The sequence below is a fragment of the Streptococcus hillyeri genome, assembly GCF_003686955.1.
Taxonomy (GTDB): domain Bacteria; phylum Bacillota; class Bacilli; order Lactobacillales; family Streptococcaceae; genus Streptococcus; species Streptococcus hillyeri.
The window spans coordinates 79,643-100,205 of record NZ_RCVM01000002.1; the positions used below are offsets into that span (position 1 = coordinate 79,643).

At 40.8% G+C, this 20,563-nt stretch carries 24 protein-coding genes; 20 read left to right on the forward strand and 4 right to left on the reverse strand.

Annotation, left to right across the window (positions count from 1 at the left end):
- Positions 1-464: 464 nt before the first annotated feature.
- The gene (locus tag EAF07_RS01955; RefSeq protein WP_121834621.1) at positions 465-1,097 is read left to right on the forward strand and encodes a deoxynucleoside kinase; all 633 of its coding nucleotides are present in this window, start codon (positions 465-467) and stop codon (positions 1,095-1,097) included.
- Positions 1,098-1,200: 103 nt separating this feature from the next.
- On the opposite strand, the gene EAF07_RS01960 is transcribed toward EAF07_RS01955, so the two are convergent.
- From EAF07_RS01960 to EAF07_RS01975, 4 genes are all read right to left on the reverse strand, one after another.
- The gene (locus tag EAF07_RS01960; protein ID WP_121834622.1) at positions 1,201-2,919 is read right to left on the reverse strand and encodes a phospho-sugar mutase; all 1,719 of its coding nucleotides are present in this window, start codon (positions 2,917-2,919) and stop codon (positions 1,201-1,203) included.
- Between the two features lie 88 nt (positions 2,920-3,007).
- The gene (locus EAF07_RS01965) at positions 3,008-3,586 is read right to left on the reverse strand and encodes an ECF transporter S component (RefSeq protein WP_121834623.1); all 579 of its coding nucleotides are present in this window, start codon (positions 3,584-3,586) and stop codon (positions 3,008-3,010) included.
- Between the two features lie 16 nt (positions 3,587-3,602).
- On the reverse strand, positions 3,603-4,145 hold the full coding sequence (gene coaC, locus EAF07_RS01970; protein ID WP_121834624.1) for a phosphopantothenoylcysteine decarboxylase: 543 nt from the start codon (positions 4,143-4,145) through the stop codon (positions 3,603-3,605).
- Positions 4,138-4,824: a phosphopantothenate--cysteine ligase gene (locus EAF07_RS01975; RefSeq protein ID WP_121834625.1), complete on the reverse strand. Its 687-nt coding sequence runs from the start codon at positions 4,822-4,824 to the stop codon at positions 4,138-4,140. Before EAF07_RS01975 ends, coaC begins: the two co-directional genes overlap by 8 nt.
- Before the next feature lie 79 nt (positions 4,825-4,903).
- Here EAF07_RS01975 and EAF07_RS01980 point away from each other — a divergent pair, with 79 nt between their 5' ends.
- The 19 genes from EAF07_RS01980 to EAF07_RS02070 all read left to right on the forward strand — a co-directional run bounded on the left by EAF07_RS01980 (position 4,904) and on the right by EAF07_RS02070 (position 20,546).
- Complete coding sequence (locus EAF07_RS01980; protein ID WP_121834626.1) at positions 4,904-5,401, forward strand: YkgJ family cysteine cluster protein; 498 nt, start codon at positions 4,904-4,906, stop codon at positions 5,399-5,401.
- Between the two features lie 89 nt (positions 5,402-5,490).
- On the forward strand, positions 5,491-5,814 hold the full coding sequence (locus tag EAF07_RS01985; RefSeq protein ID WP_121834627.1) for a putative heavy metal-binding protein: 324 nt from the start codon (positions 5,491-5,493) through the stop codon (positions 5,812-5,814).
- 326 nt (positions 5,815-6,140) lie between these two features.
- Positions 6,141-7,052 (forward strand): CPBP family intramembrane glutamic endopeptidase, encoded by a 912-nt coding sequence (locus tag EAF07_RS01990; RefSeq protein ID WP_121834628.1) that lies wholly within the window; start codon positions 6,141-6,143, stop codon positions 7,050-7,052.
- Positions 7,053-7,143: 91 nt separating this feature from the next.
- Positions 7,144-9,135, forward strand: a complete 1,992-nt coding sequence (uvrB, locus tag EAF07_RS01995; RefSeq protein ID WP_121834629.1) for an excinuclease ABC subunit UvrB — start codon at positions 7,144-7,146, stop codon at positions 9,133-9,135.
- 9 nt (positions 9,136-9,144) lie between these two features.
- A complete protein-coding gene (locus tag EAF07_RS02000) occupies positions 9,145-9,684 on the forward strand; it encodes a DUF1697 domain-containing protein (RefSeq protein ID WP_121834630.1) in 540 nt (179 codons plus the stop codon).
- Positions 9,685-9,812: 128 nt separating this feature from the next.
- Positions 9,813-10,001, forward strand: a complete 189-nt coding sequence (locus tag EAF07_RS10720) for an SH3 domain-containing protein (protein ID WP_245962675.1) — start codon at positions 9,813-9,815, stop codon at positions 9,999-10,001.
- 350 nt (positions 10,002-10,351) lie between these two features.
- A complete protein-coding gene (locus EAF07_RS02010; protein ID WP_121834632.1) occupies positions 10,352-10,933 on the forward strand; it encodes a thymidine kinase in 582 nt (193 codons plus the stop codon).
- A gap of 267 nt (positions 10,934-11,200) precedes the next feature.
- On the forward strand, positions 11,201-12,280 hold the full coding sequence (prfA, locus tag EAF07_RS02015) for a peptide chain release factor 1 (protein ID WP_121834633.1): 1,080 nt from the start codon (positions 11,201-11,203) through the stop codon (positions 12,278-12,280).
- Positions 12,280-13,113, forward strand: a complete 834-nt coding sequence (gene prmC, locus EAF07_RS02020; protein WP_121834634.1) for a peptide chain release factor N(5)-glutamine methyltransferase — start codon at positions 12,280-12,282, stop codon at positions 13,111-13,113. Before prfA ends, prmC begins: the two co-directional genes overlap by 1 nt.
- A complete protein-coding gene (locus EAF07_RS02025) occupies positions 13,100-13,696 on the forward strand; it encodes an L-threonylcarbamoyladenylate synthase (RefSeq protein WP_121834635.1) in 597 nt (198 codons plus the stop codon). The genes prmC and EAF07_RS02025 overlap by 14 nt, the downstream gene beginning before the upstream one ends.
- Before the next feature lie 9 nt (positions 13,697-13,705).
- Entirely contained in the window at positions 13,706-14,140 is a 435-nt protein-coding gene (locus tag EAF07_RS02030; RefSeq protein ID WP_121834636.1) for a riboflavin biosynthesis intermediates N-glycosidase, read from the forward strand.
- A 77-nt stretch (positions 14,141-14,217) separates the two neighbouring features.
- Positions 14,218-14,733 (forward strand): GNAT family N-acetyltransferase, encoded by a 516-nt coding sequence (locus EAF07_RS02035; protein ID WP_121834637.1) that lies wholly within the window; start codon positions 14,218-14,220, stop codon positions 14,731-14,733.
- On the forward strand, positions 14,734-15,126 hold the full coding sequence (locus tag EAF07_RS02040; protein ID WP_121834638.1) for an NUDIX domain-containing protein: 393 nt from the start codon (positions 14,734-14,736) through the stop codon (positions 15,124-15,126).
- An 11-nt stretch (positions 15,127-15,137) separates the two neighbouring features.
- On the forward strand, positions 15,138-15,584 hold the full coding sequence (locus EAF07_RS02045) for a GNAT family N-acetyltransferase (protein WP_121834639.1): 447 nt from the start codon (positions 15,138-15,140) through the stop codon (positions 15,582-15,584).
- A 21-nt stretch (positions 15,585-15,605) separates the two neighbouring features.
- The gene (locus EAF07_RS02050) at positions 15,606-16,346 is read left to right on the forward strand and encodes a PHP domain-containing protein (RefSeq protein WP_121834725.1); all 741 of its coding nucleotides are present in this window, start codon (positions 15,606-15,608) and stop codon (positions 16,344-16,346) included.
- Between the two features lie 29 nt (positions 16,347-16,375).
- Positions 16,376-17,215: a metallophosphoesterase family protein gene (locus EAF07_RS02055; RefSeq protein WP_121834640.1), complete on the forward strand. Its 840-nt coding sequence runs from the start codon at positions 16,376-16,378 to the stop codon at positions 17,213-17,215.
- 486 nt (positions 17,216-17,701) lie between these two features.
- Complete coding sequence (gene glyA, locus EAF07_RS02060; protein WP_121834641.1) at positions 17,702-18,952, forward strand: serine hydroxymethyltransferase; 1,251 nt, start codon at positions 17,702-17,704, stop codon at positions 18,950-18,952.
- An 8-nt stretch (positions 18,953-18,960) separates the two neighbouring features.
- The gene (locus tag EAF07_RS02065; RefSeq protein WP_121834642.1) at positions 18,961-19,935 is read left to right on the forward strand and encodes a nucleoid-associated protein; all 975 of its coding nucleotides are present in this window, start codon (positions 18,961-18,963) and stop codon (positions 19,933-19,935) included.
- Positions 19,935-20,546 carry a lysozyme family protein gene (locus EAF07_RS02070; protein WP_121834643.1) on the forward strand — a complete coding sequence of 204 codons (612 nt, stop codon included), beginning with the start codon at positions 19,935-19,937 and terminating at the stop codon, positions 20,544-20,546. Before EAF07_RS02065 ends, EAF07_RS02070 begins: the two co-directional genes overlap by 1 nt.
- Positions 20,547-20,563: the final 17 nt, after the last annotated feature.

Here is a 20,563-nt window from a genome sequence, read left to right on the forward strand (position 1 = left end):
CTGGGAGACCTTTGGAGGTGGGAAATAAGACGAACAGAGTTCGTCACAGTCGATAAGGTTTGGGGAACCTTTTGAGGCGGGAAATGAAGCTGACAAAGTCAGCGTCAAAACCTCCTTTGGAGTTTCATTGCTACTTTTTGAGTCTAGGTCTCAAAAAGCCCGCTATAATCAGGAGTTTACTCTTGATTATAATACCACCATGGCGAAAGAAGCGCTTGGGAAATTGATACCTTTATTGGTCCTTGAGTTTGCTCAATATGCTAATTTTGATTTTGGTTGAGTATAAAATTAAAAAATATGGCTAAAAACTGCGAGCGGTTGTAGTATCTTCTCTGTTTCATTTCTAGCTTTCTGTTCAGCTGGAAATGACTTTGATATTTAACCCGTTCCAATATCTTGTGATTGCTGTATTGACTTTTTACCATATCTTGTGTTAAGATAGTTTCTCGGAGGTGAGAACAATTGTGATAATATTAGCTGGCATGATTGGTGTAGGAAAGACAACTTATACTGCCCGTCTGTCTGAGGCCTTAGGTACAGAGGCATTTTATGAGCCTGTAGAAAATAACCCTATCTTGGATAAATACTATGAAAATCCTGATAAGTATGGTTTTGCTCTACAAATTTATTTCTTAAATAAGCGATTTAAGTCAATCAAAGAAGCTTATTATAATAATGATAATGTTTTAGATCGTTCGATTTACGAGGATGCGCTCTTTACTTACATTAATTCGCTGGAAGGAAATATTAGCCAGGAAGAGTACGAAATTTACCTAGAGCTTTTGGATAATATGATGGAAGAGCTCGAAGGTATGCCTAAGAAAGCACCAGACTTGTTAGTCTATCTTGATGGTAGTTTTGATCATATCATGGGCAATATCAAAAAACGTGGTCGTGATTTTGAGCAACCTACAGATGAAAATGGTCTATTAGATTACTATCGCCTCTTGCATGGACATTATGGTGACTGGTATGATAATTATGATTACAGTCCAAAAATGAAGATTGATACAGATCATTTTGATGTGACCAATGATGAAGACTGGGAAAAAGTATTTGCACAGATTAAAGAAACGTTAAGTACTTTAGAGAGATAAATACAAGAAAATACAAGGTTTTGTGCCTTGTACTTTGTTTTTAGATATGGAAAACTAAAACCACCCGTTTTTTAGCGGGTGGTTTTGATGTCATAAAGTGTGATTATTTCACAAAATCATTGATTTCTGTTTCAATGTTAGCAATTTTTTCCTCTGCTTCGGCAAGTGTTTCACCGACTGTTGCGATATAGAATTTAATCTTTGGTTCTGTTCCTGATGGGCGAACTGCAAACCAGCTGTCATCGGTCAATGTGTATTTAAGGACGTCAGATGGTGGTGTTGTCAATTCAGTTGTTGTACCATCAAGGGCGACAGCTTTTTGAAGAGCAAAGTCTTCAAAGAGGGCGATGTCTGTTTTGTTGAACTGTTCTGGTGCATTGTCACGGAATTTAGCCATGATTGCTTTGATTTGTTCGGCACCGTCTTTACCTGAGAGGGTAACAGAGATAGTTTTCTCAGCGAAGTAGCCGTATTCTTTGAAGATTTCATCAATACCGTCTGCAAGTGTCAGGCCACGAGAGCGGTAGTAGGCTGCAATTTCAGCCACCATTAAAACAGCTTGAATAGCATCTTTGTCACGAACAAATGGTTTGATGAGATAACCGAAGCTTTCTTCAAAACCAAACATGTAGGTGTGGTTGTGCTTTTCTTCAAATTCTTGGATTTTTTCAGCGATGAATTTGAATCCTGTCAACACATTGAACATGGTTGCGCCGTAGCTTTCAGCAATCTTAGTAACCAATTCAGTAGATACGATTGATTTAGCAAGGGCTGCATTTTCAGGTAATGTTCCTGCTTGTTTGTGGGCTTCAAGGATATATTTGGCGATGATTGCACCGATTTGGTTTCCTGAGAGGTTCCAGTATGAACCGTCAGTTTGACGAACTTCAACACCGACACGGTCAGCATCTGGGTCCGTTGCTAAAAGCACATCAGCTCCGATTTCACGTCCGAGTTCTTCAGCGAGGGCAAAGGCAGCTTGGCTTTCAGGATTTGGTGATGCAACGGTAGAGAAATCAGGGTCAACGGTTGCTTGGCTTTCTACGACTTGAACAGACTCAAATCCAGCTTCAGCAAGGGCACGACGCGCTAGCATTTCCCCAGTACCATGAAGAGGTGTGTAAACAATTTTCATGTCTTTGCCATGCTCGGCAATGAGTTCTTTATTGATGTTGATAGCCTTGAGTTCATCGAGGTAGAGGCGGTCTGTTTCTTCACCAAGAACAGTGATGAGACCAGAGCTTTTGCTTTCTTCAAGGTCAGCGAGTTCAACGGCAAATGGATTGTCAATGCCACGGATAAAATCAGTCAAAGCAGAAGCGTCTGCTGGTGGCATTTGGCCACCGTCTTCACCGTAAACTTTGTAGCCGTTAAATTCTTTAGGGTTATGACTAGCTGTTACCATGATACCGGCAACAGTACCGTAGTGGCGCACTGCAAATGATAGTTCTGGTGTTGGGCGTAGGCTTTCAAAAACATAAGATTTGATACCGTGTGCTGCTAGGACTTGAGCAGATTCGAAGGCGAACTCTGGTGAGAAGTGACGTGTGTCATAGGCAATAGCTACGCCACGTTTTTTAGCATCCTCACCTTTGCTTTCTACTAATTTTGCAAGGCCTTCAGTTGCTTGGCGTACCACATAAATATTGATACGGTTTGTACCAGCTCCGATATAGCCACGCATACCTGCGGTACCAAATTCAAGGTTTGTGTAGAAGGCATCTTCTTTTGTTTTTTCATCCATAGATTCTAATTCAGTACGAAGGTAGTCGGGCAGTTCAGAAAAATCCACCCATTTTTGGTAATTTTCTTGATAGGTCATTGCATTCTCCTTTAACTTTTATTAACCGCTTTCATTATATCATTTTCATGTAAAAAAATCACGAGTTTTCGTGATTTTCATTATTTTTTTAAATTTTCGAGGCGTGGGGCTTTTCGAGGCGTGGCACAATGATAAAGGTTAGGAATGACGAAATCACCATTTCAGCGATAGCATTTGTTCCTAAAACAGTAGCTAACATCGCTTGGACATTACCGTTGTAAACATTTGAGAAGAGGATGAAGATACCACCGAGTACAAAGATGGTGTTGGTCATTGATCCTACAGCACCTGCGATAAGAAGTCCACTACGGTTTTTGATTAATTTATAGACAAAGTAGGGTGTGATACCAATTAGTATTCGTGGGACCATTGCAATAATGAGCGAATAGATATTACCATTTTCGACAAAGGGTGAGAAAAGGTAGCTACTTGGGATTTGGATAACAGTGTTAGTAACGACACTGATGAGTCCCATTAAACCGCCAAGTGTTGCTCCTACACGTGGTCCATAGAGAATGGAGGCGATGATAACTGGAATATGCACCAAAGTTGGTTTAATTGGAAGCGGCAGAACATTAAAAATGATAGACGTCAGAAGATGGATGACAATCATTGTCGCAAAGAACATTGAGATGGTTGCAACAGTAGTAGAGTTTTTGTTTTTCATTTATTCTCCTATTTTGCTATGATAAATTTTCGTTAATGGTTTGTAGAATGGTATCTAGATCAGCTAGAGCGCCTCGTCCGACATCACCGCAGGCTAAGAGAGCTGATTTTGGTGTGATTTCTTTGTACCCCACCTCTTTTAAAATAGCGAGATTGCGCTGGGTTAAGGGATTATCATACATTTTTGTATTCATAGCTGGTGCGATGAGCTTTGGAAGGTCTGCTGGCAAAGCCAGTGCGGTTGCTGTGACCATATTATCTGCTCCGCCATGTGCCAAAGTAGCAATCGTATTAGCAGAAGCAGGTGCTAGGATAAAAAGATCGGCTTCTTTTCCTAGGTCGATATGGTTAATCCGCTCTGCTATTTTTTCTTCCATCACATCCAAGTGAACAGGATTTTTAGACAAGACCTGCAAGGTTAGTGGTGTGATAAATTGAGTCGCCGCTTCCGTCATGAGGACATGGACGTCATAGCCGCGCTTGGTGAGTTGGCTAGTCAAGTCGGCAGCTTTGTAGGCAGCGATGGAACCTGATACAGCTAGTAGAATGCGTTTAGTCATGAGCAGTCACCTTTTCATACAGTTTTTCAGCAATTTCTAGTTTGGTATGAGCTTTAATGTCATTTGTCTCATCAACGAGATAGGCGATGTGTTGGTCACCTGTAATCTCATTAAGGTCATTGGCGACAATAAGCTCAGCTTGATTTTTGACAAGGCTAGCCCTCGCCACGTCAAACAGCTCTGCTTTTGGAACATTCACCAAAAGTTTAAAACCGATGAGACGGATATTGGGATTCCACTCTTTAACCTGACTAATAACCTTTGGTGTTTTTTTCAGGAAAAGCACTTGGTAGTCAGATTTGGATGAGATTTTAGTTTCACCATTTTTTTTGGACAAAAGCTGAGCAGGAGAGTTTACTTGCTCCAGTTCTTCTAAGTCTGTCATGTAGACTGGCGTATAGTCTGATACCGCCATGCTGTGAATGAGGACATCGTGTGACTTAACGAGAGGCTCCAATGTCGTGAGCAGGCTTTCTACATTACTAATGAGTTGGATTGTCAAATTTGCTTGTTCAAGAGGTTTGACAGCTTGTTTTGTCGTTACTAAAGTGACTTGATGGCCTTTGGATAAAAAAGTTTCTGCTATTATTTTTCCAAGGTAACCGGTAGAGTGATTCGTAATCCCGCGAACACTGTCAATGTTCTCTGTGGTACCACCAGATGTAATCAAAATTTTCATAGGCTGATTTTACACTAAAATACTGATTTTGTAAATGATTTGAGTTATAATAAGAAGATAAAGAATAGAGGAGAAAATTGTGGCTAGTCAAGGTATTGACATTGAAAAATATCATCAATTAGCGTTGCAAAAACAGGGAGAACATCGTAAGTTTTTGGCGAGTTTAAAGAAAAAAGCTCCGAAAAATTTGGATAAAGTTGTCCAAGAGGTTCATCGTGAGGTTTTTCTTGAGATTGATTGTACCAAGTGTGCTAATTGTTGTCGTAATCTGGGGCCTCTTTTTACGGAGGCAGATATCACGAGGATTGCAAAACATTTTCGCATGAAATTGCCTGCTTTTGAAGAAGCGTTTTTACGGACAGATGAAGATGGGGACAAGGTTTTTCAATCGATGCCGTGTCCGTTTTTAGGGGATGACAACCTTTGTAGTATTTATGATGTTCGTCCCAAGGCTTGTCGTGAATTTCCCCATACAGACCGCAAGAAGATTTATCAAATTAATAATTTGACGATTAAGAATACCCTCTTTTGCCCAGCAGCTTATCTCTTTGTTGAAAAACTACAAAAGAGATTGTAAGGGAGTGATATTGCCTTAGACTACGCGTGTGGTGAGAGATAACAACCACTGGAAAATATATAAAACGATTACAAAAACGGAGGTGTTTTATGATTATAACAACAACTAATGGTGTTGATGGCGCTCAAGTGAGCGGTTATAAAGGAATTGTTTTTGGTGAAGTCATCACTGGAATCAACATGTTTAAAGATATTGGTGCCGGTTTGCGCAATATCTTTGGAGGTCGTTCAGCAAGTTATGAAAATGAATTGACTGAGGCGCGTGAAACAGCTCTCAAAGAAATGGAGAGACGGGCAACTGAGTTAGGAGCAGATGCTGTTATTGGTGTTAAGATGGATTATGAAGTCCTAGGAGCAGACAATGGCATGCTGATGGTGACTTGCAGCGGTACAGCAGTAACCCTAACCAAGTGAGAATGAAACAGTTGATTGGGATATTTTAAGTCTGAGCTCGGAAACAATGAAGCAAGGAAGCAGAGGGTATTTGAAAAGCTGTTCAGTTACAAATGTTCAATCTGTCATCGCATCAAACTGTCATTATTACAAAATTTAAGTGGTGAAAAGACGTTTCCTAGTCCCAGTAAGTTGTCTTAAAGAATGATTTTTAGTGAACAAAAGCTGCGCTTGTCAAAAATGATAGGTGCAGTTTTATATTTGTTTTACTAACTATCAATAACTATTGACAATAAGGTATTAGCAGATTAAAATAGTATTAGATTAATGACACAAAGGAGAATCTTATGAACAAGCGCATCTTGCAAGCTCCCACAGAACTTTATCAAAAAATGCCTACTTGGCTTGTGGCTATCTTGACACCTGTAATGGTTGAAGGATTCTTTATAATAGGTAGTGTCTTATTTGGGATTATTTTTGGTCTTGCAGCTGTCTTTTTCATCATAGCCAATGGTAATTTTGACGCCTTCACAGAAGGAATGACCTTACCTCTCCATGTGGAATTATTGAGTTTTTCCTTTGTATCAGGCTTACTTTTTATATGGGTCAAATGGGTTGAGAAACGTTCAATTTCAAGTCTAGGCTTTTTTAAAAAGAACTGGTTTAAGGAGCTAGCACTAGGTTTTCTGGTTGGTTCTCTTCAATTCAGTTTGGCTATTGGTTTGGTTTATCTATTGGGAGGTGTGCGATTTTCTGGCGTAGATTTTTCTGGTTTAGCATGGCTATATGTTCTATCAACTATTCCTTTTTGGTTGTTGCAAGGTGGTACCGAAGAACTACTGACTCGTGGCTGGCTCTTGCCAATTTTAAATAAGCGGACCAATCTTGCTATTGCTGTTGGGATTAGCAGTTCCCTCTTTGGTTTGATGCACCTTGCAAATAATCATATCACTTTCTTATCTATTCTCAATATCGTATTATTTGGTATTGCGATGGCGCTTTATATGCTGAAACGTGATAACCTATGGGGAGTTATTGGTATCCATGGGGCTTGGAATTTCGTTCAAGGAAATGTCTATGGTGTAGCTGTTTCAGGTCAAAGTGTCGGTGCCTCTTTGTTTCATTTTGTGGAAAAAGCTGGCGCTCCAGAATGGATTTCTGGTGGCGGCTTTGGAACGGAAGGGAGCTTAATCACATCACTGGTTGAACTTCTTCTCATTGTGTATCTCTACTATGGGATTAAAAAAGAAAAGGCATAAGCGGTTTGGTTTAGTCACTAGACCGTTTTTCTTATCCATAAAAATAACAAAATTATGATAAAATAAGAAAAAACTGAGAAAGAAGAAAGACATGATTGATAGACGAGACGATAATCAGTTTGAACTGGTGTCAAAATACGAACCATCTGGTGACCAACCGCAGGCGATTGAGCAGCTGGTGGATAATATTGAAGGTGGTGAAAAGGCGCAAATCCTTATGGGGGCAACAGGGACTGGTAAGACCTATACCATGAGTCAGGTGATTGCCAAAGTCAATAAACCAACCCTCGTCATCGCCCACAACAAGACCCTTGCTGGTCAGCTTTATGGGGAGTTCAAGGAATTTTTCCCAAACAATGCCGTGGAATACTTTGTTTCCTACTATGATTATTATCAGCCAGAGGCTTATGTGCCCTCATCTGATACTTATATCGAAAAAGATAGTTCAGTCAACGATGAGATTGATAAACTCCGCCATTCTGCGACATCATCACTCTTAGAACGTAATGATGTCATTGTGGTGGCGTCGGTGTCTTGTATCTACGGTTTGGGTTCTCCAAAGGAATACGCGGATTCAGCGGTCAGCTTGCGACCTGGTCAGGAGATTTCAAGGGACAAACTGTTGAACCAATTGGTGGATATTCAGTTTGAACGTAACGACATTGATTTCCAGCGTGGGCGTTTCCGTGTGCGTGGTGATGTGGTGGAAATTTTCCCTGCCTCTCGTGACGAGCATGCCTTCCGTGTGGAATTTTTTGGCGACGAAATTGACCGCATTCAAGAAATCGAGAGCTTGACTGGGCGCCCAATGGGAGAAGTGGAACACTTAGTGCTCTTTCCTGCCACTCACTTCATGACCAATGAGGAGCATATGGAACATGCTATCAAAAATATTATTGATGAAATGGAAGCTCAGGTTAAAGAGTTTGAAGCAGAAGGCAAATTGATTGAAGCGCAGCGCATTCGCCAAAGGACAGAATACGATGTAGAGATGCTCCGTGAAATGGGCTACACCAATGGTGTCGAAAACTATTCTCGCCATATGGACGGCCGTTCAGAGGGCGAGCCACCTTACACCTTGCTGGATTTCTTCCCAGAGGATTTCCTCATCATGATTGACGAGAGCCACATGACCATGGGGCAGATCAAGGGCATGTATAATGGCGACCGCTCACGCAAGCAGATGTTGGTGGATTACGGGTTCCGCTTGCCGTCAGCCTTGGACAACAGACCGCTGCGCCGAGAAGAATTCGAGAGCCATGTTCACCAGATTGTCTATGTGTCAGCGACACCTGGCGATTACGAGATGGAGCAGACCGACACCGTGATTGAGCAGATTATCCGCCCGACAGGGCTTCTTGACCCTGAGGTGGAAGTTCGCCCAACGATGGGGCAGATGGATGACCTCCTTGGTGAAATCAATAGCAGAGCTGAAAAAGGTGAGCGTGTCTTTGTCACCACCTTGACCAAGAAAATGGCGGAAGATTTGACCGACTACCTCAAGGAAATGGGAGTCAAGGTCAAATACATGCACTCGGATATTAAGACGCTAGAACGGACAGAAATTATTCGTGACCTCCGCCTCGGTGTCTTCGATGTGCTGATTGGGATTAACCTGCTCCGTGAAGGTATTGACGTACCAGAGGTGAGCTTGGTTGCCATTCTTGATGCAGATAAGGAAGGCTTCCTCCGCAATGAGCGTGGACTGATTCAGACCATTGGGCGTGCGGCTCGTAACAGTGAAGGTCATGTCATCATGTACGCGGATAAGATTACTGACTCCATGCAACGTGCCATGGACGAAACGGCACGCCGTCGTGAGATTCAGATGGCATACAATGAGAAGCACGGCATTGTCCCACAAACCATCAAGAAAGACATCCGAGACCTCATCGCTATCAGTAAAGCCACAGAAACCGATGTGGCAGAAGAAACAGTTGACTACTCAGCTATGAACAAAAAAGAGCGCCAAGACGCCATCAAGAAACTCCAAAAACAAATGCAGGAAGCTGCCGAGCTCCTTGACTTTGAACTGGCAGCACAAATCCGCGACTTGGTGTTAGAATTGAAAGCGATGGATTAGGGGGAGATTATGCAAAGATATCTTCTGTTATTACGAGGCATCAATCTTGGCAAACAGAACAAGGTGATCATGCCTGAACTTCGTGAGCAGTTAGAGAAGATTGGATTAGAGGAGGTCTCTTCTTATATCAATACAGGAAATTTATTCTTTTCATCTGAAGAAAATCAGTCTGATATTGAGAAAAAGATTACTGATGTTCTTTCTCTTCACTATGATTTTTCAATTCCTTTTGTAGTGATAGAAAGGAGTCTGATTTTGACAGAAAGCCTACCTATTTGGTGGGAAGATTCTGCCAAACGTAAAGATGCTTTATTCTATTTACCGGGAACAACAAAACAAACGATAGAAGCATTGATAGAGGATTGGGAATTGGTAGACGAAGATTTTTTGATTGGTGAAACAGCCTTGTTTTGGCGAGTGAGAGAGGAAGCTAATGCTAAACAAACAGCTCATTCTAAGAAAATCATGACCAAGCCTTTCAATCAAATGGTGACTCTACGAAATGCCAATACGTTCAATAAGCTAATATCTCTGGCAAAGGAGAAGTGATGAAGTTATATGTCTCTCAAAATCATAGAGGTGAAGGGAAGTTTCCGACATTTCCGAAAGGAACAAGAGTGGTCAATCTTTCTCCCTGCTCCAATTATCCTAATTGGTTTTCTTGTGAAATAGTAGGTATGAAAACCTATGTATCTGCCGATTTTTTAGAGGGGAATGCACTGAATAGAGATTACAATCCTACTGAGTTAATGGTGCAAGTAGGAGATAGCGTCGAACTATTGGAAGTACATTTTCAATGGGCTTTGGTTCGCTTCCAAGAAGAAATTGGCTGGTTACCCTTCTCTATCCTTCGCTCGTCATCATGATAAGGAAAAAGTTATCGTTAGTTGAAACATGGACAGGATAAAACATAGGTATTTCATGATATTAGTGTTGGTTAAAATGAACCAATAATGTCCTAAACTTAATTCAAATTACTGATATGTTTCATTGACACTAATAACAGGACTTTTTGCAGTAAAGTAGAGAAATACAATGGAGACTTGAAGAAGTTGAAGCATTGGAGTTTGATTGATGTGAAAACTTTAGAGTTATTGAAAACCCCATTATCAAGCAAGAGACAGTTAATCTGTCTCTTTTTTAAATTCCACAAGTGCTATATTTTTCTCTTTATGGTAAAATAATAAGGATACTATGTGAAAGTGGGAAGTGTGTTTTGGCACAGTTATATTATCGCTACGGCGCTATGAATTCAGGGAAATCCATTGAGATTCTCAAAGTTGCCTACAACTATGAGGAGCAGGGGAAACCTGTTATCCTGATGACGTCAAGTCTAGATACTCGCGATGGTGTTGGTTACGTTTCTAGCCGAATTGGGATGAAACGTGAGGCTTATCCCATCAGTGAAGATACGGATATTTTTGGTTTTATTCAATCGCAGAGCCCACAACCGTATTGTGTTCTGATAGATGAAGCGCAATTTTTAACACGAGCAAATGTGTATGATTTGGCTCGTATTGTTGATGAATTGGATATTCCAGTGATGGCTTTTGGTCTTAAAAATGATTTCAGAAATGAGCTCTTTGAAGGGTCTAAGCACCTGCTGTTATTAGCAGACAAAATTGACGAAATCAAAACCATTTGCCATTACTGTAAGAAAAAAGCAACTATGGTTCTTCGTATGGAAGATGGGAAGCCAACTTATGACGGAGCACAGGTGCAAATTGGTGGCAATGAAAGCTATACCTCAGTTTGTCGGAAACATTATTTTAACCCGCCGATTAGTGAAACAGAATGAATAATGCAATAAGGCATTAATATCATAGAAAAGAAACTGAATACGGGCTAAAAGCGTCGGAAAAAAGATAGACCTTCCTTGTGTGCGTGCACAAAGCGTCAGTCTCCTATTTTTCTCTAACTTTCTTAACGCCCTTAATATCTTAGAAAGGAACTGAATATGCCTACAAGGCTGAGGAAAAAGATAATTCTTCCTAGAAGCAGGAGCTTCTTCGTCAGAATTCCTATTTTCCGTTGCCTTGCTTAACGGCATTAATATCTTATTATTATGAACATTTATGATCAATTACAGGCGGTGGAAGACCGTTACGAAGAACTTGGAGAGCTTTTATCGGATCCTGATGTGGTGAGCGATACGAAGCGTTTTATGGAATTATCGCGTGAAGAAGCGAACACGCGTGAGACAGTGACAGCTTATCGTGAATACAAACAAGTTATCCAAAACATCGCTGACGCAGAAGAAATGATTAAGGATGCTGGTGGCGACCCTGAGTTAGAAGAAATGGCTAAGGAAGAGCTTAAGCAATCTAAGGCAGATAAAGAAGCCTACGAAGAAAAATTGAAAATCCTTCTCTTGCCAAAAGACCCTAACGATGATAAGAATATCATCCTTGAAATTCGCGGTGCAGCTGGTGGTGATGAAGCAGCCCTCTTTGCAGGTGACCTTTTGACCATGTACCAAAAATTTGCGGAGAGCCAAGGCTGGCGCTTTGAAGTCATGGAGGCTTCCTACAATGGTGTTGGTGGTATCAAGGAAGTGGTTGCCATGGTATCAGGTCAGTCAGTTTATTCTAAACTTAAATACGAGTCAGGTGCTCACCGTGTGCAACGTGTTCCTGTGACAGAAAGTCAAGGTCGTGTTCACACCTCAACGGCGACAGTTCTTATCATGCCTGAAATCGAAGAAGTTGAATATGATATTGACCCGAAAGACCTTCGTGTGGATATTTACCACGCTTCAGGTGCTGGTGGTCAGAACGTCAATAAGGTTGCGACAGCCGTTCGTATCGTTCACTTACCAACCAATATCAAGGTTGAAATGCAGGAAGAACGGACACAACAGAAAAACCGTGAGAAAGCGATGAAAATCATCCGTGCGCGTGTGGCTGACCATTTTGCCCAAATTGCCCAAGATGAGCAAGATGCCGAGCGTAAATCAACTATCGGTACGGGTGACCGTTCTGAACGTATCCGTACTTACAACTTCCCACAAAACCGTGTGACCGATCACCGCATTGGCTTGACCCTTCAAAAATTAGATACCATTTTGTCTGGTAAAATGGATGAAGTCGTTGATGCGCTAGTGCTTTATGACCAAACACAAAAATTGGAGAAACTAAATAACTAATGACTTACGCCAACCTTATTGCGCAACTAGAAGAGCGCCTTGAGCAGCTTGGTGAGGAGAGAGAAGGTCTGGTCTATGTCTTTCAAGCCTTAAAGGGATGGACAAAGACCGACCTTGTCTTGCATTTACGGCAAGCTGTTACGGCTGCTGACGAGGGACTGTTTCACCGAATTTTTGAGCAACTAAGCCAGCAGATTCCCCCTCAGTACATCACAGGAAAAGCTTATTTTAGAGATCTTGAGTTAGCGGTTGATGACCGTGTACTGATTCCTCGCCCTGAGACAGAGGAACTTGTTGATTTGATTTTAAGGGAAAATAGCGGAGCAGACCTGCGAGTTTTAGACATTGGAACAGGAAGCGGTGCGATAGCTTTATCCCTCAAAAAAGCCCGACCAGAATGGGAAGTCACGGCAAGTGATATTTCATCAGAAGCCCTGAGTTTAGCCCAGAAAAATGCGCAAGCCAATCAACTTGAGGTAACTTTTGTTCAATCAGATGTGTTTGAAAAGGTGTCGGGTTCCTTTGATATTATCGTGTCTAATCCGCCATACATTGCTTACGATGATAAAGATGAAGTCGGTGGCAATGTCTTAGCATCGGAACCCCACCTTGCCTTGTTTGCGGATGAAGATGGCTATGCCATTTACCGTCAGATTATTGAGCAGTCGTCCTCTTATTTAACAGCTAAAGGAAAACTATACTTTGAAATTGGTTATAAGCAGGGGAATGGACTGACTTCGCTACTTAATAAGGCTTTCCCTGAAGCTCGCGTGCGTGTAATACAGGATATGTTTGGCAAGGATAGGATGGTGGTGCTAGATGGCAGAATGTGATTTCATCAAAATATTGGAAGATGGCGGAGCGCTCGTTTTACCGACAGAAACAGTCTACGGACTCTTTGCTAAAGCACTTGACGAATACGCTGTTGAACGTGTCTATGCCCTGAAACAGCGTCCAAAAGACAAGGCCATGAACCTAAATGTCGCTGATTTTGAGACGATTTTAGCTTATTCTAAGAATCAGCCACCCTATCTCAGAAAACTCTATGACGCCTTCTTACCAGGCCCTTTGACTATTATTTTACAGGCGAATGCTGAGGTACCAAATTGGATTAATTCAGGTTTAGCGACAGTTGGATTTAGAGTACCCAATCATCTCAGAACATTAGAACTTATTCGTTCACAGAAAGTTTTGATTGGACCTTCTGCCAATATTTCTGGTAAGAGTAGTGGTACTGTTTTCAAGGAAATTATACAAGATTTTGACAATCAAGTGACGGGCTATGAGGATGATGGTGTTTTAACTGGTCAAGATTCAACCATCTTAGACTTATCTAGAGAAAAGGCTCGTATTTTAAGACAAGGGGCGATTACTAAGGAAGATTTATTAGCTGTCGTACCAGAATTACGATTTTAAGGAGTATATATGTCTGAAATTTTATTTTATCGTGTCAATGACCCATATGGAGAATTCTCAAATTTTTCGGCTTATCCTTTTTCTGATGGCGAAAGGATTTGGCCAACTTCTGAGCATTATTTTCAAGCACAAAAATTTTTGGACAGAGATATTCAAGAGAAAATTAGAAATATTGTTTCTCCGATGGATGCTGCCTTAGAGGGAAGAAATCGGTCTAATCCTCTGCGTGAGGATTGGGAAGAGGTTAAGGATGATGTGATGCGATTCGCTGTGCTAGAAAAATTTAAACAAAATCCTGTTCTTAAATCGTTGCTTCTTTCAACCGGTGATGCTACTTTGATTGAACACACGACAAATGATGCCTATTGGGCAGACGGTGGTGATGGACGTGGCAAAAATATGTTAGGTCTTATTTTAATGGAGACTCGAGAATTATTAAAATAAAGAATTATTGAAGCGTTGATATGTAAGCTATGATTTTTCTGTTAGAAAAACTTAAATTTTGTTTTTGAGGATAATGCATGAAAGTCATTTTGGTTACCCCATTTAGTTCAAAAGCGAGAGACGTTAGAAATCTATATTTTGCCTCTTTTCCCAAGGAAGAACGGTTGCCCTACTGGTTTTTACTCTTGAAACAGGCAGAATTTTTTGCTTACCTTGACCAAGAAAAGCTGGTTGGTTTTTCCTACACTGTAAAAGGTCAGTCTTGTGATTTCTTACTGTTTCTGGCTGTTGCTGAAAGTCATCAGTCACACGGCTATGGCACCGCTATTTTACAAAAGGTAAAAGAAAAAGCTGGTGGAAAGCCTCTGATTGTGACCATTGAACCTCCTTTTGAGGTTTCAGAAAATGCAGAGCAGAGATTACGACGACTAGCTTTTTATGAGAAAAACAGTTTTACATTAACAGACCATTTTTATCAGGAAAATACAGAAACCTATCAGATCATGACAACTAAACAGCCTTTTGATAAGAAAGGTTTTTCAAAAGATGTCAGCCAATTTTTCTTAGGAATGGTCAAAACAAAGGTGAACTAAATGAGAGCAAGTGTGATTTTATTGGATAAGACAGGCCAATTTATAGTTCTGATTAAGCGAATAAAGCCAGATAAAACTTACTTAGTTTTCCCTGGCGGTGGTATTGAGGCTGGTGAGACTCCTAGACAAGCTGCCCTAAGGGAATTGTCGGAGGAATTAGCTATCCAAGTTCCTTCGGAAGCGATTAGGGCTGAAATGCAACAGCAAGATGGTTGGCTTTTTCTCATTCAGTCGCAAGAAAGTGTTGGTCCTTTGGCTATTCATGGTGAAGAAGCGGAGCGTTCAACTCCTAAAAATCAATATCTACCCCATTGGATTTCTTTGGAAGAAATGGCAGAGCTGAGCATTTTTCCTGAGATTGACAGAGAATGGCTCGCCAGACAACTGAATTAAAGGAGCAAGTAATGACAACGCAAGTAACCCTCAGACGATTAACTCTATCAGACGCCCCACAACTTCAAGTGATTAGTGAAACAGCGCTTGGTTATCCTTTTTCTTTGGAAGAAACGGAGAAGCAGCTTGAGAGATGTTTAGCCAATGACAGCCATTTCTTGATTGGTGCAGTAGATGAAACTGACCAAGTGATTGGTTATGTTCAGGCACAAATTTATGAAGCCATCTATTCGGAAAGAGGACTGAATGTCTTAGGTTTAGCTGTGTCATTAGACCATCAAGGACAAGGGATTGGGCACTTACTAATGGAAGAACTAGAAAGACAAGCTCTTGAAGCTGATTTAGCCTTTATTCGCTTAAACTCGGGATCCCATCGCTTAGAAGCGCATGCTTTTTACCGAAAAATCGGCTACAATGGTGATAAAACCCAAGTGAGATTTATCAAGGAGTTAAGATAAGTAAAGGAGAGTCTCGTTATGATACAAGATAATCATTTGCATACTAATTTTTCTTATGATTGTGAGGAGGATTTCGATAACTATTTGCCAGTTATGGCAGATGGATTCGTGACTACTGAGCATTTTGATTTGTCAAATCCTTATTCTGGAAATGATGATATCCCAGATTATCAAGCTTATTGTAAAAAAATTTCAATTTTAGAAGAGCAGTTGGGTGTTAGGATCAAAAAAGGCATTGAAATTGGTTATTATCAGCCACGAGAGAATGATATTTTAGATTATTTATCTGATAAGCAGTTTGATTTAAAACTCCTGTCTGTTCATCATAATGGTCAGTTTGACTATCTACAGAGAGAATTTGTTTTTCCACTAGGTAAAGACAATATTATCCCTAGGTATCTTGAAGCGCTAGAATATGCTATTGGACGTGTTGAGGCGGATGTACTAGCACATTTTGATTATGGGTTTAGACCGTTTGAAATGACTATTGAGGAATTAAAAGAATATGAACCACAGTTGATTCGTATTTTTGAGAAAATGATGCGGTTTGGTTTAGCTTTTGAAATTAATAGTAAAAGCATGTACCTTTATGAGCATGAACATCTTTATCGCTATGCTTTAGATTTGTTGAAAAAACTTGGATGTACCTCGTACTCTATTGGTTCAGATGGTCATAAATTAGAGCATTATGCTTTGTATTTTGATAGGGTGTCAGATTTATTGGTCGAATACGGCATTACTTCTGAAATGTTAATTCATTAACCTTATAGAAAATTATCAAGGAGTTTTAAATGGTTAAAATAGCTGTTTTAGGGGACATTCATGGAAATACCACGGCATTAGAAGCCGTACTGGCTGATGCTAAAGAGCAGAGCGTAGAAGAGTATTGGATTCTTGGGGATTTATTGCTGCCAGGGCATGGACGAATGGAGCTCTTCAATTTACTTAATGAGGTTAATTCAACTATCAAGGTTCGAGGGAACTGGGATGATTGTCTCTTGGAAGTTTTGAATGGTGATGTTGGTATTGAGGATTGTGAGGAAATCTACCTCAATCGTCTGGTGCAATACGCCATGGAAGAGTTAACGTCTGAATCTGTAACGAGTATTCGAGAAACTCCCATGCATGTTATGACTGATCGAGAAGGGATTTCTTTTAGTCTCTCCCACCAATTACCTGAAAAAAACTATGGCTGGGAGCTTGGTCCGACAGCAAGTCAAGAAACGATTGATGGCTTGTTTGAAAAATATCCCTGTGATGTCGCCATTTATGGCCATACTCATATTCCTGTTTTAAGATACAGTAGTAAAGGGCAACTCTTGTTCAATCCAGGTTCGGTTGGGAACCCTTTTTTTCCTTGGGAAAAGTTGCGACATGACCTACGTGCCCAGTATGCGATTTTGACGGTAGATGAACATGGCGTTTCTATTGACTTCCGTAAGGTTACTTATGATGTTTCTTTGGAGGTTAAACGTGCCAAAGAGAAAAAACTCCCTTTTGTTGATTTGTACCAATCACAGGTTGAAACAGGCGTTAATCGCGTACACGACAGAGAATGGATTACAACAGTGATTGAAGAAAATCATTATTTAGACGATGTGAAAGGTTTTAAAGAGAAGTTATTAACCTAAATGTTTTATACTCATCCAAGATCAAAATTAACATTTTAGAACCTTTAATATCATTGATAGACTTCCTAACGAAGTGAGGCCAAAATGTTTCTTTCGCTATAGTGGTATTGCTATCAGGAGTTTACTCTTGATAGAAACGGATTTTTGGGAGAACTACAGAAATTGAAAGTCAATTTCGTAGTAGTTCCCTCGCAAGGATGATTAGGTTGGACGCTGTCGAGTAGTCGACAAGTACAGCCAATCATATATTGCGAAAAGAAGGCTCAAATCTAGCAATGAAACTCCGTAGGAGGTTGAGATACTGACTTCGTCAGTTATATTTCCCACCTCCAAAGGTCTCCCAGACCTTTGGAGCGTCCGCACTTTTTAGAAAGAAACAAAAAAGTAATTTTTGATTTTTGTTAAGTATTAATAATATTATTGGCAAAATTTGGCATAAAATAGTAGTATTACCGTATACCTCTGTTAGATAAAAGGAGAACAAAAATGATTTTTGACAAAGAAGATTACAAGGCATTTGACCCAGAATTATGGCAAGCTATTGAAGCTGAGGAAGACCGTCAGCAGCACAATATTGAATTGATTGCCTCAGAAAATGTGGTCTCTAAGGCAGTTATGGCTGCGCAAGGCTCTGTTTTGACCAATAAATATGCCGAGGGCTATCCAGGCAAACGCTATTACGGTGGGACAGACTGTGTTGATGTGGTGGAAAATTTAGCCATTGAGCGTGCTAAAACCATCTTTGGTGCTCAGTATGCCAATGTGCAGGCGCACTCAGGTAGTCAGGCTAATGCAGCAGCCTACATGGCACTTATCGAACCAGGCGATACGGTTCTTGGTATGGACTTGGCAGCAGGTGGTCACTTGACTCACGGTTCTCCAGTGAATTTCTCTGGAAAAACTTATAACTTTGTAGGTTACTCTGTCAATCCTGAGACAGAGCAATTGGACTATGATGCTATTTTGGAACAGGCTAAAGCTGTGCAACCCAAATTGATTGTTGCAGGTGCGTCAGCTTATTCACGTACCATTGATTTTGAGAGATTCCGTGAGATTGCGGACGCAGTAGGGGCAAAACTCATGGTAGATATGGCGCACATTGCTGGTCTTGTCGCAGCTGGTCTGCACCCAAATCCTGTGGCTTACGCTGATGTGGTAACCTCAACCACCCACAAGACCCTTCGTGGCCCTCGCGGTGGCTTGATTTTGACGAATGATGAAGAATTAGCGAAGAAAATCAATTCTGCGGTCTTTCCAGGTCTGCAAGGTGGCCCTCTGGAACATGTAATTGCGGCTAAGGCAGTTGCCTTCAAAGAGAATCTTGATCCTGCTTGGAAAGACTATGCTCAGCAAGTCATTGCCAACTGTCAAGCTATGGCAGACGTTTTCAATCAACATGACAAGTTCCGAGTCATTTCAGGTAGTACAGATAACCATGTCTTTCTGGTTGATGTGACAAAGGTGATTGAGAACGGTAAGAAAGCGCAAGATTTACTTGATGAGGTCAATATTACCCTCAACAAAAACAGCATTCCTTTTGAAACGCTATCGCCATTTAAAACCTCTGGTATTCGTATCGGAACAGCGGCGGTGACCAGCCGTGGTTTTGGTGTTGCAGAGTGCCAAAAAGTTGCCGAGCTCATTATCAAAGCTCTTGAAAACCATGATCAGGAAACAGTCCTAGCCGAAGTGCGTCAAGAGGTTCGTGCTTTGACAGATGCGTTCCCATTGTACTAAGGTGAGTTATGCTAGATTTATACATCAAAAAAATTATCATTCACCAATTTACCCCAGACGATACTGAGCTGATTTTAGCTGAAAATCCTTTGGTTTTGACCCCTCGGATTGATGACTATTTCAGAAAGAAATTATCTAAAGTTTTTTCAGATGAGGCTAAGCGTGGCCAATTTGAGGCTGACAATGTCTTCTTGTCTTACTTGACCGACGATTTGATGGCAACTTCAGTGAAAATAGCAGAGCTCTGGAAGGAAGAATTTGTGATTTCCGAGGATCAAAAGACCAACGACTTGGTCTTTATCCAGTTTGATCGAGATGGCGAGGAATACTTTGCCTTTCTTCGAGTCGGACTCAAAGAGAACTTCACGCATATTTCAGGCGACAGCGAAAGTCCTATCAAGGTGACTCAGAATAATCTCCCATCAGCTGCCCAGACACCAGATGAAGCCCTGCTCATTAACCGAAAAACACACCAGTATTATTTAATCGAGAAACGGATTAAGCATAATGGGTCTTTTGCCAATTATTTCTCTGAAAATCTCTTGCAGGTCAAGCCTGAGCAGTCTGTCAAGAAGTCCATTAAGCAAGTGGAGCAGGTGGCACAGAAGGTGGCGGATAGCTTTAATAAGGATGATTTTGCCTTCCAATCAAAGGTTAAGACAGCCATCTTTAACAATTTGGAAGAGCAAGAATTGTCTCCAGAAAAATTGGCTAACCAGCTCTTTGACGATAATTTGACGGCGCGTTTGACCTTTATTGACGAGTTAAAAGAAACCATTCCAGAGCTAATTAAAATATCGGATATTGATAGTTCACGTCAAATTAAGAAACTGGAAAGTCAGAAACTCTCCTTGTCAAATGGCATTGAGCTGATTGTTCCAAATAATGTCTATCAGGATGCGGAAAGTGTGGAATTCATCCAAAATAATGATGGTACCTACTCCATTTTAATCAAGAACATACAGGATATTCAAAATAAATAATGTTAAAAAAATTAAGACGCTTGACAGTCCTGTTGCTACTGATTGGTATTGTAGGATGGGGGTATCGGACAAATCAGGCTGTTCAGACAGTTCTTTCCTACCGTGGTATGGTCAGAGAAGTGTTAGCTGAAAATGATACGCTGGCCAATGAAAATCTTGTTCTAGCAATGATTTACACTGAAACCAAAGGGGAACAGCAAGATGTCATGCAGTCCAGTGAAAGCTCTACTGGGCAGACCAATACCATCACCGATAGTCGTGAGAGTGTTCGTCAGGGCGTATTAGTCCTATCAGAAAATTTGCTTTTGGCAGAGGATTACCATGTCGATGATTGGACCGCAGTGCAGGCTTATAATTTTGGTTCGCCTTATATTTCTTACGTTGCTGAGCACGGTGGTCAAAATAGTATCGAACTGGCTAAGGTCTATTCACGTGATGTTTTAGCTCCTAGTCTTGGAAATACAACTGGAAAGACCTATACCTACAATAGCTTTCTCTCAATCATTAATGGTGACAGGGAGCTTTATCAAAACGGTGGCAATTTTTACTATTCACGGCAGGTTCAAGTCAATTTAAACCTCATCAAATTCTTTAGCCTTTTTTCTAACTGAGAAGGTATGAGAGTGTT